Below are 18237 nucleotides of genomic sequence, written 5' to 3' on the forward strand. Positions count from 1 at the left end.
CCCACGTCTGAACCTATGGGGCAATGTAGGAACCCAAATCGGTGATAAAGGCTATAACGACAGCACGGCCATGATTGGCGTGAAGTATAACTTCTAGTTGATAGCATGATTCGAAGGCACCTTAGGGTGCCTTTTTTAATGGTTATAGGTGACATTAATCACGAAACCAAAAGCAGAATTATAAGAGTTACGATGGTGTTAAGTTTGCAGATGAAGAAACAGGGTTTGAGATTTTCGGCGTGGTGACTTATGTCGTTAATGACATGTCGATGAGTTAGTTCGATGATAACCCTTGTATGTAATAAGATGGCTGCCCTGTTGTGCTGAGCGGCCAAATAGTATTAGGCCATTTCAACTTCGTCACATACTAACCACTCATCGGCTTCTTCGAACATTTCCTCCACCATCTTCCTGATTACTTTTGAGGCTTCTTTACTTCCACCCGTGATCACAATATCCGTTGCCGTGGCAAATCGAGTAAAAGTCTCGGTGCCGTGGTATTTTTTATTAAGACGCTTTTTTAGTTCCCGATCTATCTGCTCCAACCCATCAGATGGCAAACTTTTCTCATTTCTTCTGTCGATCTTAATCTCTACTCGCATAAGTTTCACTCCACTGAATTTAGGAATATGCTGTATAAAAAAACAGTTATGTTTTTGTGCTTTTTAAACTTATGTGCAAGTAGTTTTACTGTGTTTTTAACCAGTATTTGGGCGGGAATTTGTCTTGAATGAGTAGGTATGAGTGGGCAGGTATTACACCGTTTTTACACCAGCATTACACCAAGGAATTTCAGACATAAAAAAACCAACCCACAATAGGTTGGTTTTCTTGGGATTATTTGGTCGGCACGAGAGGATTTGAACCTCCGACCCCCGACACCCCATGACGGTGCGCTACCAGGCTGCGCTACGTGCCGAACAGGCATATAGTACTCAAAAATTGCCGTTTATCAAGATAATGGCGTTGCGTTCGCGCGTTATTTAACCAGGTTTAATTGGCGATAAAGCGTTTCACATCCGTAAGCACCTGCAGCAGTAAGGCTAGCTGTGGTTTCTCACCTTTCATCTCTTCATTGTCAGCATCGTAGGTACGATAGCGGCCATTTTTATCCAAAATGATGGTTTCTTTTGGTGTCACGATGACTAACTCATCACTATCACCCAGCGCTAGCCAGTTGTGTTTCCTACTCGGAGCAAACAGGTCTTCGCCCTGCGTGTAGTTAACGGCTCGAGTATCAACGTGCAGTAAGCGTTGCATCAACGTTGCCATAACATCGGCGTGGCTGGTGAGTTTGTTGATGGTTTGAGCCGGTGTTCCTGGCCAATGGATAATCAACGGAACTTGCAGTTGATAGCGGCTATAGTTAGTCCCGAAGCCCCAATCACCTTTGCCACTGTCGTTAAATTCGATACCGTGGCTGGCGGTAATCACAACGACCGTTTTATCGAGTTCGCCGCGTTGTTTGAGCGTATCCAGAATTGTTGCTATCTGGGCATCAACACCGGAAGCTGCCTTCTGATATTTCGCCATGAAATCTTCAGGTTTATGTCCAGAACTGCCCGCCAGTGCGCTACGTGTACCGTTTAAATTTACGTAAGAGAACCACGGCGATTGAGTCGTTTGGGTTGCCAGCCATTGTTGCCATTGTTTGGTGGTATCGGCATCACTTTGACGGATTGGCGCTGGCAGGCTGAAATCGGTCAGCAGTGCTTGACGATAGAGCGGGGCGCTAAAGCCATCGGAAGAGAACAGACCAAACTGGTAGTGTTGCTGGCTGAGTGCGTTAATCAACGCAGATGGTTTGCGTCCAGCCAAAATACCTTCAAGGTAGGAAGGCGAGATACCATAGAACAGGCCAAACAGCCCATTATCCAGATTGTTACCTGAACTATAGTGCTGGGTGAAATCCAGATTCTCATCACCAAACGCGGCAAGCTGCGGTAGATCTTGTTTAATATCGTCAGCACGCAGGCCGTCAACGGCAATTACCAGAAGGTTATAACCCGTACCTTTATCCGCAAAGCTAAGCTTACTGAGTGGATATTCAACGGATACCGCCTCCGGGCTACCGGTCTGGTTCAATCGATTTTGGAATTCTTGAGCATCTAATAGACCATGTTTCTCCAAGAAACGCCGCGCTGTCATTGGATATGAAAGCGGAAGGTTGGAGCGCTGCATGGTGATAGGGCGATAGAAGTTCGCATCGGCCCAGATGTAGATAAGATGCGATGCCAGAAACGCCGTGATAAACAGCCCAGCGAGGGGTTTGCCGAATTTTTGTCGGTTCAGACTACGAAGCTTCTGCCAGCTCCAGGTGCCAAACAGCATTTCGACCAGAAAAATGACCGGCACGCAGATAAACATCAGCTGCCAGTCTCGCGCCAGCTCACCTTGATCTGGGTTTACTACCAGCTCCCACACCACCGGATTGAGGTGGAGATGGAAACGGGTAAAGACCTCAGAGTCGACCAGTAGGAGCGTTAACCCTGTGGTCGCCAGCGCGGCGGAAATAAAGCGCAGCAGTCGCTGCGACATCACCACAAACGTGAGTGGGAATATAATCAGTAGATAAGCAGAAAAGCCAACAAAGCTAAAGTGCCCTAACCAACTGATCACCGCATAGACACGCCCAAACAATGAAGAGGGCCAATCGGCAACAAACAGGTACCGGCTGCCCAAAAGCAGACCGAGCAGAATATTAAACAGAGCGAACCAATGCCCCCAGCTAATCATCTGGGAAACTTTTTCACGGTATCGCTGACGGTTTGTCACCATAAAAGTATGTCTATACGTCCGGGCAAAAAATTAATGGGCTTTATCTTCCCGAATTGAAGCCTGTAAAGCTTCAGCAAAAGAGCGTGCAATAGCATGGCGCTGTGTGGGTGCGATGCTGGTGTTAATCAGATTCGTCACCATATTACCCAAAACCATCAAAGAAAGATCGTTTGGTGTGTGGTGCGATTCCAGTACGTTGGCCAGCTCACTGAGCAGTTGTTCAACGTGTTCGTCACTGTAACGGGATGATTGTGGCATAGAATTAAGCTTCTCAGACTGACAAAGTGCCATATCTTACCGTATAGGCGCGTGATTTTCCGCTCTTTTATACATTTGTTATTTTCATTGATTATACCTTAGCTTCCACCACCCAATTTATCAAAATACATTCAGCCTCGCTTGCGGGGAAGAATCAACAGTGTTTGAATACGCGCCTAAACGTGTCCGGGGCGAAATGGGAGAAGAAAAATGAGTCTGGATCTCGAACAGATTGCGTTGCATCAGTTGGTTAAACGCGACGAGCAGCAATTAGATGTGGTGCTACGTGATTCATTGTTAGCCAAAAATGCAGCAGTAGAAGAGATGATGGCTGAGTTGCATCGCGTATACAGTGCGAAAAGCAAAGCCTATGGCACCTTCTCTGAAGAGAGCGAGTTGGCAGAGGCATTGCGTAACTATCGTCGCGGCAATGAAGATTTTCTGGCATTTAGCCGTGCAGCGACGGGCCGTTTGCGTGATGAACTCGCAAAATATCCGTTCGCCGATGGCGGCGTGGTGCTGTTCTGCCAATATCGCTATCTGGCCGTGGAGTATTTGTTGATTGCGGTGCTTAACAGCTGTAGCAGCATGCGCGTCAATGAAGAACTCGATATCAGCAGCACCCACTACCTCGATATCATGCGCGCTGATATTGTTGCGCGGATAGATCTCACCGAGTGGGAAACCAACCCAGAATCCCACCGCTATTTGACCTTCCTGAAAGGTCGCGTCGGTCGAAAAGTTTCCGATTTCTTTATGGATTTTCTCGCCGCAAGCGAAGGGCTCGATGCCAAAGCTCAAAACCGAGGTCTGTTACAGGCGGTTGATGATTACTGCGCTGAAGGGCAGTTGGATAAAAACGAGCGGCAGGCATATCGTCAGCAGGTGTACAGCTACTGTAACGGCCAGTTACAGGCGGGTGAAGAGATTGAGCTCGAAGCCTTAGCCAAAGAAATTCCACCTGTTGGGGAGAAAGACTTCCAGCAGTTTACCGCCGAACAGGGATATGATTTAGAAGAGAGCTTCCCTGCCGATCGCAGTACGCTGCGCCAACTGACTAAAATGGCGGGCAGCGGTGGCGGTTTGACGATTAACTTTGATGCGATGCTGCTCGGCGAGCGTATTTTCTGGGATCCGGCGACGGATACGCTGACCATCAAAGGAACACCACCGAACTTACGCGATCAGCTACAGCGTCGTAGCAGCGGTGGGAATTAATCTTTTGCACCGAATTTGAGATAAAAAAAACGCCGCAATTGCGGCGTTTTTTCTTTCAAACTAACGAAACTCGATTTAACTCAGTCGGCAATTAAGCGCGAACGAAGTCAACGTGAGTCAGTTTACGTTTGAACGGGTGACGCTGAACAGCTTGAACCTTAACTTTGGTTTCTTTGCCGTCGATCATCAGAGCGATTACTTGTTCGTAAAAGCCTTCTTTCTCTTGCATGTTCCAAGTCGTGTCATGATCGATTTCTACGGCTACTGGTTCTTGGTTTCCGCCATAAACGATAGCTGGGAACTTACCAGAAGTACGCAGGCGGCGGCTCGCACCCTTACCCTGCTCTTTACGTGCAGTTGCTTCAATAGTGAACATAATTGTATCTCTATATAAAATTTAGACCTGTTACAGGCGACCCAGCAACAGGCAGGAGATTCTGCTTTTAATAGTAAAAGCGGGCGGCATTCTAACGAAACACAGGGCTTACGGCAAATAAATCTGCCCGCTTTGGCAAGAAAACCTAGCCGCGTAGCGAATCAGCTTTGCGATAACGCCCCTGATAATCGAAAACTTTTTCTCTTATTTGCCAAAACCGTCCTTTCATGCGGGCGACCACAAAATCGGGGTAACGAAGTTTCTCTTGCTGAGCCACAATATCCGCAGCACGCTTCCAAACCAGCTCTATACCGGGGGCGCGAAGGTGCGGACGTAAAAATAACTGCATAAAGGCGGTACGCTGAGCGGGAGTTTTTAAGCGAAACCGTTCACTGACGTCAGCACCATCTTCGTCGTAATAGGTGATCGACAGCCACTCACCTTTGTCATCTTCTCCGTGCTGAAGCTGCATTCCACCACAGCGCAGCACTAAGGCGTCTTTTAGCTTGAGGGCTTCTTTTAGCATATCATCGGGATCGACTAATACCTGATGACACTGATGGCAGCGTCGAGCAGCGATGTCGTTTTCTGCTCCACAGTGTGGGCAGGTTTTGAAGCGAAAACGGTAGTCACATTGTTCACGCCCACCTTCATCGTCCTCCAGCCATCCCTGACAGCGGCGGCCATAGTGCTCAATAATGTCGCCGTTTTCCGTCGTTTTCCCCCAAAACGTATTGGCAAAACCGCATCCAGGGCAAAAAACCTGTACCGGTTGGCTATCGCTGTGGGGTTTGGTGGTTCCCACTTCTGGTGTAAACAGATCGTGTGGGTTACCCGCATAATCGAGGATCAGACAGTCTGTTTTCCCCGGTGATAGACGCAGACCACGACCGACAATCTGTTGGTAAAGGCTGATAGATTCCGTTGGTCGTAAAATGGCGATCAAATCGACGTGGGGCGCATCAAATCCGGTGGTAAGCACCGCGACGTTCACCAGATAAAGCAACTCCTGCCGCTTAAACGCGTTGATAATGGCGTCACGCTCATCGCCCGGGGTTTCTGCGCTCACCAGCGCTGCCTGTTCAGGAGGCAAAAGACCGTGGATTTCACGCGCATGTTCAACGGTAGAGGCAAAAATCATCACGCCTTTGCGCGTGGCGGCAAATTCCATAATTTGACTGACGATATGCGGCGTGATCCGCTGCTGATCCTTTAGCTCACGGTTGAGATCGGTTTCACGAAATAATCCGTTGCTGTTGGGTTCCAGACGACTGAAATCGTACTGCACTACCGGCATGTCCAATCTTTCTGGCGGAACCAGAAATTGGTTTTTGATCATATAACGCAGCGGTAATTCGTAAATGCAGTCGCGAAAAAGGCTGTTGCTGTCGCCGCGCGTAATGCCGTGATAGTGATACTGATAGATCCAACCTTTGCCAAGACGATAGGGCGTGGCCGTAAGGCCGAGCAAACGCAGATTGGGATTGTTACTGCGCAAATGCTGAAGAATTTGCTGGTACTGGCTATCGTCGCTGTCGCTGATTCGGTGACATTCATCCACGATCAGCAATGAGAACTCGCCGTCGAACAGCGGCAGGTTACGCGCTACGGACTGCACACTGCCAAATACCACTTTTCCGCTGCTCTCTTTCTGTTGCAAACCGGCGGAAAAAATATCGGCATCCAGACCATAAGCACAGTATTTACTGTGGTTTTGCGCCACCAACTCTTTTACGTGGGCGAGAACCAGAACGCGGCCGCGGGCCAGCTTTGCCAGCTCGGCAATGACCAAACTTTTACCCGCGCCGGTAGGTAACACAATAACCGCAGGTTCTTGGTGTTTTCTGAAGTGTGCGATGGTTGCGTCCACCGCCTCACGTTGGTAAGGGCGAAGAGTAAAGGCCATTAAATTGCTATTATCGAATGTCTATTAATGTTGGCAGATTTTACTGCTATGGGTGTTAAAACCGTTATCGCTAGGAATGAATTTGCCGCGTGATGCCAAAAAATCCACCAACTGAGCGGCGGTCAAATCTTGCTGAGAACAGGTATGAAAACGGGCGTCGGCACCAAAGCGCTGCTCAATGGCGGTAATCAGGCTAGCGGTTGAAAACGACTCGCCAGAATCAATCATCATGTTGAGTACTTCATGACCGTGGATGGACGACATTGAAATCTCCTGTAAAAGTGTACAGTGATATAGCATGCAGTAAAAAGGGTGAGTTTGGCAATGTTGCTGAGCAATATTGCTAGGATTCGTCAAAATAGGGGCGCTACGGCAATATCACCCTTGTTTCAGATACTCCGCGGATAATTAAACTACGCTTGAGATAGGCGCGGCGGTGAAGAGTCGCTATAATCCTCGGTTCTTCTTTGGTTTATGAACGATGCCCGTACTGCTCAGGCGGTATAGCGCGCACGCTCAATGAAACCCTCCGATTCTCATAGAAATACAAAGCAGGTTCCATGCGACTGGACAAGTTTTTATCCCAGCAGTTAGGTATCAGCCGTGCGCTGATTGCCCGAGAACTGCGTGCAAAGCGCGTCACTGTAGACGGCGAAATTGTAAAGAGCGGTGCGCACAAGCTCACCCCAGAACAAGAAGTGGCTTTTGATGGTCAAGTATTGGAACAGATCCACGGTCCACGTTATTTCATGCTGCATAAGCCTGAAGGCTATGTGTGTTCCACGGACGATCCCGATCACTCAACCATTCTCTATTTTATCGATGAGCCGCTGGCCGAAAAACTACATGCCGCGGGGCGCTTGGATTTGGATACCACGGGTCTGGTGCTATTAACCGATGACGGCCAGTGGTCGCACCGAATCACTTCACCAAAGCATGAATGCGATAAAACCTACTTGGTTACCCTTGAACATCCGCTGGCAGACGATACGGCAGAACAGTTCGCTCACGGTGTGCAACTGCACGGCGAGAAAGATCTGACTAAACCCGCTACGCTTGAACAATTGGATGCCAATGTCGTGCGCTTGACCATCAGCGAAGGGCGTTACCATCAGGTAAAACGCATGTTTGCTGCAGTCGGTAATCGCGTGGTTGAACTACACCGTGAGCGAATTGGCGCCATTGAGTTGGATGAAGACTTAGCGCCGGGTGAATACCGTCCTCTGACTGAGGAAGAGATTGCCAGCGTGGGATTACCCATTGAGCTACAGTCGAAAGATTAATCAATGCGTTAACGCTTAGAATACTTCGCGCTGTCGCAACATGGCGACGGCCTGAAGTACGATAAGAACAATGAATAAGGAATGTGCTGCGTGCAGACACCCCGTAGTTCCCATCTTGGATTGATCCTGATCCTCGGTTTGTTATCTATGTTGATGCCGTTGGCTATCGATATGTATTTGCCGAGTATGCCGGTGATCGCTGAACAATTTGGTGTTCCAAGCGGTGATGTGCAGATGACGCTCAGTGCTTACACGCTGGGCTTCGCGTTTGGGCAAATGATTTATGGTCCAATGGCAGACAGCATTGGGCGTAAACCCGTCATCATGTACGGCACGCTATTCTTTGCCTTGGCCGGTGCGGCGTGTGCGATGGCGCAGTCTGTTGACCAACTGATTGTGATGCGCTTGATCCACGGTTTAGCCGCCGCGGCGGCAAGCGTCGTTATCAATGCGCTGATGCGTGATATGTTCACGAAAGACGATTTCGCTCGCATGATGTCGTTTGTGGTACTGGTTATGACTATCGCGCCGCTGCTGGCGCCGATCATGGGCGGAGCATTGCTAATTTGGTTTAGCTGGCATGCGATTTTTTGGGCGATGGCAGGCGCTGCACTGTTGGGCACGATCTTGGTGGCCATCTTTATTAAGGAAACGCTGCCGAAAGAGAAACGACAAAAGTTCCGATTGCGTACCACTTTGGGCAACTTTGCGTCGTTGTTCCGCCATAAGCGGGTGCTGTGTTACATGCTAGCCAGCGGCTTTTCATTCGCCGGTATGTTCTCATTCCTTAGTGCGGGTCCCTTTGTTTACATCGATCTTAACGGCGTATCGCCACAGCATTTTGGCTACTACTTTGCGTTAAACATCGTATTCCTGTTTATCATGACGCTGATTAATAGCCGCAATGTGCGCCGTTTTGGTGCGATAAACATGCTGAGATTTGGTCTGCTGGTGCAGTTTGTTATGGGGATCTGGTTGGTCATCACGGCAGCGCTAGGCCTAGGCTTTTGGTCGCTGGTGATTGGGGTAGCGGCTTACGTGGGATGTATCGCAATGATCACATCGAATGCGATGGCGGTTATTTTGGATGACTTCCCACATATGGCGGGAACGGCTTCGTCACTGGCAGGAACGTTACGTTTCAGCCTTGGTGCAGTGGTAGGAACGTTGTTGGCACTGGCTTCGGCGCGCAGTGAATGGCCGATGGTCAGCTCAATGTTCTTATGCATTTTCGCCGCAATGATGTTGTTCCTGTACGCTTCTAGACCTTCCAAGAGTAGCCGCGTAGAACCTGTCTGAGCGTGACCGCTCGTCTCCCCGTCGCTGAAAGAGGCGGGGAGGCCGACGACTGGGCGTTCGGAGATATCTGCGGCAACCGTGTGTTGACCATATCACACAGCTTTAGCATCAGATACGCAGATGCTTTCAGCCACGCACTCACCTGATCCAAACTCTCCTGCGGGATTTGAACCCCATTCTCCAGTGATTCACTTAGAAATGAAAATCCGTGGCGCAAAACCCTTTTTTCCTACCCACACGTAACGTATTGATTTTATGTGTGGTGCCGAGCCAGAAATAAAAAAGGTCTTTTAACCAAAAATGAGTTACCGCTCTGATTAGTCAAACCTTTTTGCTATTATTCTACAGTTCACTGCCGTACAGGCAGCTTAGAAATTTTAGCGTCCCCGGCATCTCATGAACATAAGGTTCACTGCCGTACAGGCAGCTTAGAAATGATGTTTATCACGATATGATGCTTGAACGCTGTTCACTGCCGTACAGGCAGCTTAGAAAAAGTAGCGGGGGGCGTGGTGCGTTTAGCTGGAGTTCACTGCCGTACAGGCAGCTTAGAAATATAGCTAGCTTCATATACATCACCATTGAAAGTTCACTGCCGTACAGGCAGCTTAGAAAAGCTCAACACGACCACCTTTAACGACTGGCCCGTTCACTGCCGTACAGGCAGCTTAGAAATTGGAACCGTGTCAATAACTGCATTTTGAACAGTTCACTGCCGTACAGGCAGCTTAGAAAATATAATCGTGCTAACTATTTTCAGTTTTTGGCATGGATTTTCATTTTTTTAACAGAACATCTAACTTAACTAGGTAAAATCCATTGTGAAAAGACAAAACATTAAAGTTATTTAGCATTCGTTGTGCTTTTTATTTTCCATAAAAACAATTAATTAGCTAATTTCATTGATCATGGTTCAGTGATTTATTGTATTTTGTATGTAAATTGAAAAACACGACAAAGTAATTAAAATGAAACGAAAATGGTTGTGGTAATAAAGATAAAAGTATACATATAACCCCAATAACCGATCTCCCTCCATCGTGGTACTTCTAGAGTGAAAAAATGGAGTAGCGCCAACAAGATCGTGCTTTAGGCTGTTTATTCTTCGGTGTTACCGAAATGTAATAAACAAACTCATAACAAAATGACGATTAAGTCATCAAATAGCCGGAATAGTGCGAACTTAGGTTTACGATGTGAGTTTTTTGTGAAAAAATTGTAGTTAGTTTTTAATCAGGGTAAAAATGTGAATAGTTTCCAGCTTTCGATAGTCCACCGGTTGCCGCAAAGCTACCGATGGTCATCAGGGCTCACCGGCGTGCAGGTCGAACCCATTTATTTGGAAAAGACGGCTGGCGTTGAGAATACGGACGTTAATAATAGTGCTATTGAGAGTAATAGTCTGATTGGCCTGAAGCTCCTGAGTGAAGAGGGAGAAGCTGCATGGCAAATCATGAAACGTCTGAATCAGTCTTTACAAGAGATGCAGGTAAACTGCTCTGTCGTTGAGCTTGACGGTGAACCTTGCCTATTTGTTCATCTTGAAGATGAAAGTGCGGCGATGTGCCGTTTGAAAAACGTCGGTGTGGCGATCGCCGAGCCGATTATCGCTCAGTATCCGTTCTGACTTCCTTGTTAGAACCGCATACCGGCACGCCTGTGTGGCTGCCGGTGCATGCAGGGATCTGCCTATCATTCCTGTCTTTCTTCGCTATCGTCCTGATGTTCACTGCTATGCAGGCAATCCCATATTCTTATCGCCGATTTATGTACAATAATTAACTGATATTATGAATTTCGTTTTCCAATATAGTTACATAATTGATTATTAAGGCATGTTGGTAGTTAATTGTGACTTAACTTAAAAATTATTTAAGTTTATCGTGATATTTTCAGTTAACGATTACAACGGCGTTAGCGATATGAACAATCACGACTTATCTCCTTCCGATTTAAACGCTATTCACATCTCTACGCATTCGAACATCGATTATCCGCAATACTGTGGTGTTTTGGTCAATGGTGAGCGGGGAGAGCCTGATGCACAGGGGACGGTGCTAACTAACCGAACTTCGCGCGATATTCTTAAGAGCCGAGATGAAAACCTGTGGCATAGCGCAGAAGCGATTAGCTTACTGGCGGGTATTTCGGGGTTGTTCCATGATTTTGGCAAGGCAAATCAGCTATTTCAGCAGGGATTAACCGCGACTTCAGGCCGCCGATTCCAGCCCTATCGTCATGAATGGATATCGTTGCGTCTATTTCAGGCTTTTGTAGGTAAACAAACGGACACCGAATGGTTATGTTCGCTTGCTGAGGTGTCTTCCGCAAATGAAGATGAGATGTTGTCTCGCTTAGAACGCGATCCTCAGCCGGAAAACGCGAATATCTTCGCTTCGCTGCCACCTCTGGCCCAAGCAGTTGCTTGGTTGATTGTTTCTCATCATCGCCTACCTGTTTACCCTCAGTATTCACCTAACCCTGAAATTAACTATCAAGCTCAACCACAGTTTACGGATAGTGCTTTGTGGCTGGAGACGCAGTTTAATTCAGTGTGGAACTCAACCAATCAGGATGCGGGAGACTGGACCGAGCAGGATTTACAACGCGTGTGGCGATTTCCGCATGGCACGCCGCTGCATAGCGATATTTGGTGCACCAAGGCACGCAAGTTTGCTCAACGCGCTTTGCAGTCTAGGTCACTCATTGCATATGGTCAGTTAACTAGCCGTTTTGCTGTGCATATCTCGCGGCTGGTTTTGATGCTGGCTGACCATGATTACTCTTCGAGACCAGCGACGTCTGGTTGGCAATCTCCTGAATACTCTGCTTGGGCGAATACCGATACAGACACCAAGGCGCTCAAGCAAAAATTGGATGAGCACAACGTTGGCGTGGGACAGAATGCGCTGTTGCTGGGGCGTTGCCTTCCTAAACTACGACAGACTTTACCTGCAATTACCCGTCATAAGGGCTTTAAACAACGCACTAGCCATGCTCGATTTCGTTGGCAGGATACGGCATTTGATACTGCCGCCGCGTTGCGTGAACGCTCGGTTCAGCAAGGGTTTTTTGGTATCAATATGGCATCGACCGGCTGCGGTAAGACGTTTGCTAATGCGCGGATCATGTATGCGTTAGCCGACGAAAAACAGGGCTGTCGGTTTTCTGTGGCGTTGGGATTACGAACGCTGACGTTGCAAACCGGCGATGCGCTGCGTGATAAACTTCAATTACAAAGTGACGATCTCGCCACGTTGATCGGCTCTTCGTCAGTACAACAGCTCCATCAATTATATCGTACGATGCCGGCTAACGATGTGAGTAGCCAATCGGCAGAAACTTTTTTTGCTGAGCATCAATATGTTCGCTACGACGGCAGTCTCGACGATGGACGATTAAGTCACTGGTTGAAACAGGACAGCAAATTACACAAATTGATTAGCGCGCCGGTGCTGGTCAGCACTATCGACCATTTAATGCCAGCCTGCGAAGGCATTCGTGGTGGAAAGCAGATTGCTCCCATGCTGCGTTTACTTACCTCTGATCTGGTACTGGATGAGCCAGATGACTTTGATATTGCTGATTTACCGGCATTATGTCGATTAGTTAACTGGGCGGGTATGCTGGGTAGCCGAGTGTTGCTGTCTTCAGCCACGCTGCCGCCTGCGCTGATTCAGGCTTTATTTCGCGCTTATGAAGCGGGACGCGGGGAATATCAAAAATCGTGCGGTATACCGAATGCTCCGGTGAATATTTGCTGTGCATGGTTTGATGAAAATAATGCCGTCAGCGAAGATATTAGTGATGGATTGCGTTTTAAAGAGATCCACGAATCCTTTGTTTCTCAACGAATCGCTAAGCTCAAACAAGTGACTCCGCTGCGTTATGCGGAGCTTATACCGCTCGAATCTCCGACCCGCAAAATAAGTGATGTCATGGCGAGCCTCACCGATGTTTTACACGCGTCGATGATGCAACTGCACCGCCAACACCATCAATTACACGAGAGTGGCAAGACGGTATCCGTTGGGTTGATCCGTATGGCCAATATTGATCCTTTGGTGGCAACCGCGCAGCGTCTATTTTCAACTTCGCCAGAGACCGATTGTCGTATCCATTATTGCGTGTATCACAGCCAGCATCCATTGGCGATGCGTTCGCATATCGAGCAACGTCTAGACGCCATGCTTACGCGCCATCAACCCGAGGCGCTATGGTCGGTCGCTGAGGTTCGTCATGCCCTTGAGCAATATCCTGAATCTCATCATTTATTTGTGGTGTTAGGAACATCGGTCACTGAAGTTGGAAGGGATTGGGATCTTGATTGGGCTATCGCTGAGCCCAGCTCAATGCGATCGTTGATTCAATTGGCTGGGCGTATCCAGCGCCATCGCCAGCGACCGCCAAAAACGCCGAATCTGCATATTCTAACCAAAAATATTAAATCTTTGCGCCAAAACGACAGCGGCGCTGCAGCCTACTGCCGCCCAGGTTTTGAGTCTCAAAAATATCTGTTGGCCAGTCACGATTTGCGGGAGCTCCTTATCGAAGAGCAGTACCAGCATATCGACGCCAGCGCGCGTATCCATCAACGAACCGACGCGCCAAAGCGCCCTCCGTTTAATAACCTTGTCGATTTGGAACATTACCGACTCTCCCTAGAGTTATTAGGAAAGCAGAGCCCAGCGGCTCAGTGGTGGCGCGGCCACGTTGACTGGTGCGGTGAATCGCAGCGGCAGATGCCATTTCGGCAAACCACTAAACAGCAGGAGTGCGCGTTGCTGTTGGATGACGATGACAAACTGCGTTTTTACAACATTGATAGCGGCAGCTTTGGTTGGAAAGAGAGCGGTGAGTTTGACTATCCAGAGTTAACCATCGCGGACGGCGTAAGCGCTTGGATCCAAACGTCTTATCCTGATGTCTACAACCATCTGGCAGACAAATTGGGTATGGAACTCGAAGAGGTCGGTCAAAAGTTTGGTGAGATATGCCTAAGCATCTACAGAGAAGACTCAGAGGCGTGGCGTTTTAATCCGGTACTTGGGGTGTTTCGCGCGTTTGAGTGATGAATTTAAAAATAAATAAGGAGCACAGCATGTCAGAAAACGGACTGACCTCTTTTATTGCGTCATTTATTGAAGGCCGAGGAACCAACAAGTTAGAGGCCTTTGATAAAGACGCACAAAAGAAACTCGCGGTGGTAAGTGAAGCAGAAAAAGGCGCGCTTGAAATTAGTTTGGCTGAAGAACGAAGGGCGCTGGAGCTGCGTTATGAAACTCGTCGCTGGTTAACCGATGCGGCGGCGCGAGCAGGGCAGATTAGCTTAGTGACCCACGCGGCTAAATACACTCACGGTGATTCTAAAAGTAGCAGCGTGCTGATACATGCGGAAAACAGTGAGTCGCCAGTTTATTTATCCAGTGCAACGCTGACTCAGCCAGCGATAGACGCCGTGGGCAACGCAGCCGTGCTGGATGTCGCCAAATTTTTGCAAACTGAATGTGACGGAGATTCTTTGGTAGCGAGTTTGCAACGCGGCGATTATTCAGCGCTGCAAGGTTTTGCTGAAAACGCTGAACAACTCGCCCTTTGGGTGGAAGGCTTTCAACAGGCGTTAAGTAATAAATCGCCTTCCAGCCATAAATTAGCCAAGCAGGTCTATTTTCCGGTGGGTGATGGTAAATATCATCTGATTAGCCCGCTTTTTCCTTCATCTCTTGCCCATGCATTGCATCAGCGAATTGTTGATGCACGATTCAGTGACGAAACCAAAGTGGCTAATCAGGCCAGAAAGGAAGGGGAATGGCATGAGGCCCCCATTACTTACTATCTGAATACTGCCGTTATGAATGTAGGAGGCACCAAGCCGCAAAATATTTCCTATCTTAACAGCGTACGCGGTGGCCGTGTTTGGTTGCTTCCTTGTTCGCCGCCGCAGTTCAAGCCGATTGAAAAACCCCCGATACACCTGAAATCTATTTTTCAGAAGAGCGGCCCGTTTCATTTTGTGGCTAAGAATAATGCACACCAGCTACAGCAGTATCTGCGTAGCAAGTTGGATTGCGATAGCACGGTTGAAATCCGGGAGCGTCGTCAGGAGTTGGTGGAAGACATCATCGTGCAATTGTTTACAGTAGTAGAGGGTATTCAGCGTGAAGAGTGGCAGGGCTGGACATTAGATAAAAACTGCGAACTAAAACGTGCACAACAATTATGGCTTGATCCTTATCGTTGCCGCGTTGATGACGACTTTAAATTGGAACGTGAAGGCGGCGATTGGAAAAAAGCGGTCGCTGATGATTTTACTCTTTGGCTGAACCTACAGCTACACGACGAAGCGTTAGAGCTAGGTATGGTGGAGCGTATGGAATGGCGAACTCAGCCGTTGTTCAACAAGTACATTCGCGAGTTTGAATGGTCTCTGGCGGAGAAACTGTAATGGGCTACTTAATCGTTTTACGCCGAGTACGTGTGGAAAATGCTAACTGCGTTGCAGGGTTAACCTACGGTTTCCCAGCGATAACCCATTTTCTGGGATATACCCACGCGCTCTCACGCCGTATACAGCAAAGCCATAATCTTAGCCTTGACGGCTGCACCGTTATTTCTCATCACTTTCAGCATCATACGCACAGCTCGGGTTGGGATCATCAGTTTGCCTTAACGCGTAATCCATTAACCAAAGAAGCGAAAACGGCGGCGTTCAACGAGGAAGGGCGCATGCATATGACGGTTTCCTTGATGATTGAATGCAATGGCACCATCGCAAATGGTGATGAAGGATTGAATGCCCTAGCTCAGCATCTGCAAACGCAGTGTCAAACGCTACGCTTGGCGGGAGGGATCATCACAGACATTGAAAAAGTGGAGGTGATGTCGTATCCGCTTAACGCGGATGCACTGCGGCGACTGATTTGTCAGCACCTTCCTAGCTTTGTCTTGCTGGATCGCTCCGCGCTGCTTGCCGCCCATTTGGCTGATTTACGTACAACCCAGCCAGAAGCCCAAATGCTTGATGCATGGCTGGATTTTGCTGCGTTAAAAAGAGCAGCGGTAAAAGATCCAGAGAGTGGAAAAGTAGAGTGGCGCTATTTACCTAAACCGGCGAAGCGCTATCTCGTTCCGCTATTAACAGGCTATCAGCGTATTTCTCCACTGTATGAACCGGGCGAAGTGAGTCACACCCGTGATACAGAAACCCCATTTTGTTTTGCCGAGGCGGTTTATGGCGTAGGGGAATGGCGCGGTTTACACCATTTTCATGATCTATCCAGTTTGATGTGGCGCTATCGCGTAACGGAACAGGGCTACTACTGCTGTGGTTCCCAAACGGCGGCATTGATTCAGCCCGATGAATCAACAGACGAAATTGAAGAAATTATCTACTAATTATAGACGGAGAGGGAATTTTCAATGGCTATTAAAACAGCATCTGTACTGGCATTCGAACGTAAGCTAGCAAACTCTGATGCACTCATGTTTGCAGGAAAATGGGATGATATTAACGGCGGAGTTTGGCAACCGATTCATATTCAAGAAAAAGCGGTGCGCGGTACGATTTCCAATCGCCTGAAAAATGCCATTGCCAGCGATCCTGCTAAATTAGATGCCGAGATCCAAAAAGCTAACCTGCAACGCGTTGACGTAGCCGCGTTGCCAATGGATGCCGATACGCTGAAAGTGACATTTACCCTGCGCGTATTAGGCCATTTATCAACGCCGTCAGTGTGTAACGATCGGGAATACCAAATTGCGTTACAGGATGTGATTGAGGGGTATATCTCTGAGCATGGTTTTACCGAACTGGCTGCGCGCTATGCAGAAAACCTGGCTAATGGTCGTTTCCTGTGGCGCAACCGCGTTGGTGCTGAAGCCATTAAAGTGCATATCTCCTCAGGAGAGCAACGCTGGACGTTTGATGCACAACACTACAGTCTGCGTGAATTCTGCCAACCCGAAGGTGATTTGCAGGCGCTCGCGCAGGTGATTGAGAGTGGACTGCGTGGAGAAAGCTTTGTTTTACTTACCGTTGAGGCGTTTGTTCAATTAGGTGCAGGGCAGGAAGTGTTCCCATCTCAAGAGCTTGTTTTAGATAGTAATAGTAAAAAAAGTAAGGTGCTATATCAGGTCAGCAATGTTGCAGCGATGCACTCGCAAAAAATCGGCAATGCGCTACGCACCATCGATACGTGGCATCCCATGGTCGATTCACTGGGCGCGATTGCCGTTGAGCCCTATGGTTCTGTCACTAGCCGTGGCGTTGCCTGCCGTCAGCCAAAAGAAAAAATGGATTTTTACACTCTACTGGATAAGTGGGTCACTAAGGGGGATAAGCCAGCGGTAGAACAACAGCATTATGTGATGGCTATATTGATCCGCGGTGGTGTCTTTGGTGAGAAAGAGTGATTAAGGGGCTGATATGAATTTTTATCAGGATATCCGCGTGCTTGAAGACCCAGAGTTCAGTGAGCCAATGCTAATGGCTGCGCTGTTTGCCAAGCTGCATCGTGTATTAGGTGCGCAAGCCAATGGCGCGGTTGGGGTAAGTTTTCCCCGTGCGGGGAAAATGTTGGGCGATACGCTGCGTTTACATGGTTCTCAAGACGCGTTGCAAGCGCTGCAAGCAACACCGTGGCTGAAAGGGCTGCGAGACTATACACAATGCAGCGACATTCAACGGATCCCTGAGAATGTGATGCATTGCACCGTGAGTCGAGTGCAGGTGAAAAGCAGTGCGGAACGACTGCGGCGCAGATCGGTTAAAAAAGGCTGGCTCACCGAGGAACAGGCGCGGGAGCAAATTCTGGATGCCAACGAGCAACGCACTTCACTGCCCTTTATTTCGTTGAAAAGCCTATCCACTGGACAAATGTTTCCGCTGTTTATCCGCCAAGGGAAAGCGCAGTCTCATCCTCAGGCGGGAACCTTCAGTAGCTACGGCTTAAGCTCAATCGCCACTGTGCCGTGGTTTTAGTTTTGTTGGTTTTCAGCGCCCGCCTGAAACTAGACGGGCGCTTCAGCTAAAACCCTTTTTTATTGCTTGCTCGTAACTTATTGATTTTCAATAATCATGGATGATGCAAAATAAAAAGGGTTTTATAAAGAGTAACAGG

16 protein-coding genes, 1 tRNA gene and 1 CRISPR repeat array are annotated in these 18237 nt (G+C 48.3%); of the genes, 10 read left to right on the forward strand and 7 right to left on the reverse strand.

From position 1 onward, the window contains the following. Window positions 1–97, forward strand: a 97-nt coding sequence (locus M988_RS23340) for an autotransporter outer membrane beta-barrel domain-containing protein (RefSeq protein WP_156518158.1), incomplete at its 5' end; no start/stop codon positions are given. A 244-nt stretch (window positions 98–341) separates the two neighbouring features. Here the strand turns inward: M988_RS23340 and M988_RS07150 are convergent. The 4 genes from M988_RS07150 to M988_RS07165 all read right to left on the reverse strand — a co-directional run bounded on the left by M988_RS07150 (window position 342) and on the right by M988_RS07165 (window position 3036). After that, complete coding sequence (locus M988_RS07150; protein WP_064573461.1) at window positions 342–602, reverse strand: DinI-like family protein; 261 nt, start codon at window positions 600–602, stop codon at window positions 342–344. Window positions 603–842: 240 nt separating this feature from the next. Then, window positions 843–919: transfer RNA gene (locus M988_RS07155), tRNA-Pro, on the reverse strand. Between the two features lie 74 nt (window positions 920–993). Next, window positions 994–2778 (reverse strand): LPS biosynthesis-modulating metalloenzyme YejM, encoded by a 1785-nt coding sequence (gene yejM, locus M988_RS07160; protein WP_008813937.1) that lies wholly within the window; start codon window positions 2776–2778, stop codon window positions 994–996. 30 nt (window positions 2779–2808) lie between these two features. Beyond that, complete coding sequence (locus M988_RS07165) at window positions 2809–3036, reverse strand: YejL family protein (RefSeq protein WP_035502208.1); 228 nt, start codon at window positions 3034–3036, stop codon at window positions 2809–2811. A 210-nt stretch (window positions 3037–3246) separates the two neighbouring features. Between M988_RS07165 and yejK the strand changes: the two genes are divergently transcribed. After that, a complete protein-coding gene (yejK, locus tag M988_RS07170; RefSeq protein ID WP_004089548.1) occupies window positions 3247–4254 on the forward strand; it encodes a nucleoid-associated protein YejK in 1008 nt (335 codons plus the stop codon). 91 nt (window positions 4255–4345) lie between these two features. Here yejK and rplY read toward each other — a convergent pair whose 3' ends face one another. The 3 genes from rplY to M988_RS07185 form a co-directional block, all read right to left on the reverse strand. Further along, window positions 4346–4630, reverse strand: coding sequence for a 50S ribosomal protein L25 (rplY, locus tag M988_RS07175; RefSeq protein ID WP_004089547.1), 285 nt, complete (start codon window positions 4628–4630; stop codon window positions 4346–4348). 145 nt (window positions 4631–4775) lie between these two features. Next, window positions 4776–6536 carry a DNA repair helicase RadD gene (gene radD / locus M988_RS07180; protein WP_064573464.1) on the reverse strand — a complete coding sequence of 587 codons (1761 nt, stop codon included), beginning with the start codon at window positions 6534–6536 and terminating at the stop codon, window positions 4776–4778. A gap of 24 nt (window positions 6537–6560) precedes the next feature. Continuing rightward, window positions 6561–6800 carry a YecH family metal-binding protein gene (locus M988_RS07185; RefSeq protein ID WP_008813934.1) on the reverse strand — a complete coding sequence of 80 codons (240 nt, stop codon included), beginning with the start codon at window positions 6798–6800 and terminating at the stop codon, window positions 6561–6563. Window positions 6801–7096: 296 nt separating this feature from the next. Here M988_RS07185 and rsuA point away from each other — a divergent pair, with 296 nt between their 5' ends. The 8 genes from rsuA to cas6f all read left to right on the forward strand — a co-directional run bounded on the left by rsuA (window position 7097) and on the right by cas6f (window position 18098). Beyond that, complete coding sequence (rsuA, locus tag M988_RS07190; protein WP_008813933.1) at window positions 7097–7819, forward strand: 16S rRNA pseudouridine(516) synthase RsuA; 723 nt, start codon at window positions 7097–7099, stop codon at window positions 7817–7819. 90 nt (window positions 7820–7909) lie between these two features. Further along, window positions 7910–9118: a Bcr/CflA family multidrug efflux MFS transporter gene (locus M988_RS07195; protein WP_008813932.1), complete on the forward strand. Its 1209-nt coding sequence runs from the start codon at window positions 7910–7912 to the stop codon at window positions 9116–9118. Window positions 9119–9465: 347 nt separating this feature from the next. After that, a CRISPR array of direct repeats spans window positions 9466–9853; the repeat unit is 28 nt; unit sequence GTTCACTGCCGTACAGGCAGCTTAGAAA. Between the two features lie 511 nt (window positions 9854–10364). After that, window positions 10365–10745, forward strand: a complete 381-nt coding sequence (locus M988_RS07200) for a YejG family protein (RefSeq protein WP_008813931.1) — start codon at window positions 10365–10367, stop codon at window positions 10743–10745. Window positions 10746–11040: 295 nt separating this feature from the next. Further along, window positions 11041–14190 carry a type I-F CRISPR-associated helicase Cas3f gene (cas3f, locus tag M988_RS07205; protein WP_064573469.1) on the forward strand — a complete coding sequence of 1050 codons (3150 nt, stop codon included), beginning with the start codon at window positions 11041–11043 and terminating at the stop codon, window positions 14188–14190. 29 nt (window positions 14191–14219) lie between these two features. Continuing rightward, complete coding sequence (gene csy1, locus M988_RS07210) at window positions 14220–15563, forward strand: type I-F CRISPR-associated protein Csy1 (protein WP_064573470.1); 1344 nt, start codon at window positions 14220–14222, stop codon at window positions 15561–15563. Beyond that, the gene (gene csy2 / locus M988_RS07215) at window positions 15563–16513 is read left to right on the forward strand and encodes a type I-F CRISPR-associated protein Csy2 (protein WP_039187558.1); all 951 of its coding nucleotides are present in this window, start codon (window positions 15563–15565) and stop codon (window positions 16511–16513) included. The genes csy1 and csy2 overlap by 1 nt, the downstream gene beginning before the upstream one ends. A gap of 24 nt (window positions 16514–16537) precedes the next feature. Then, complete coding sequence (gene csy3, locus M988_RS07220; protein ID WP_064573472.1) at window positions 16538–17530, forward strand: type I-F CRISPR-associated protein Csy3; 993 nt, start codon at window positions 16538–16540, stop codon at window positions 17528–17530. Window positions 17531–17543: 13 nt separating this feature from the next. Further along, window positions 17544–18098 carry a type I-F CRISPR-associated endoribonuclease Cas6/Csy4 gene (gene cas6f, locus M988_RS07225; RefSeq protein WP_064573474.1) on the forward strand — a complete coding sequence of 185 codons (555 nt, stop codon included), beginning with the start codon at window positions 17544–17546 and terminating at the stop codon, window positions 18096–18098. The last annotated feature ends 139 nt before the right edge of the window (window positions 18099–18237 follow it).

The organism is Hafnia paralvei ATCC 29927 (assembly GCF_001655005.1).
Classification (GTDB): domain Bacteria; phylum Pseudomonadota; class Gammaproteobacteria; order Enterobacterales; family Enterobacteriaceae; genus Hafnia; species Hafnia paralvei.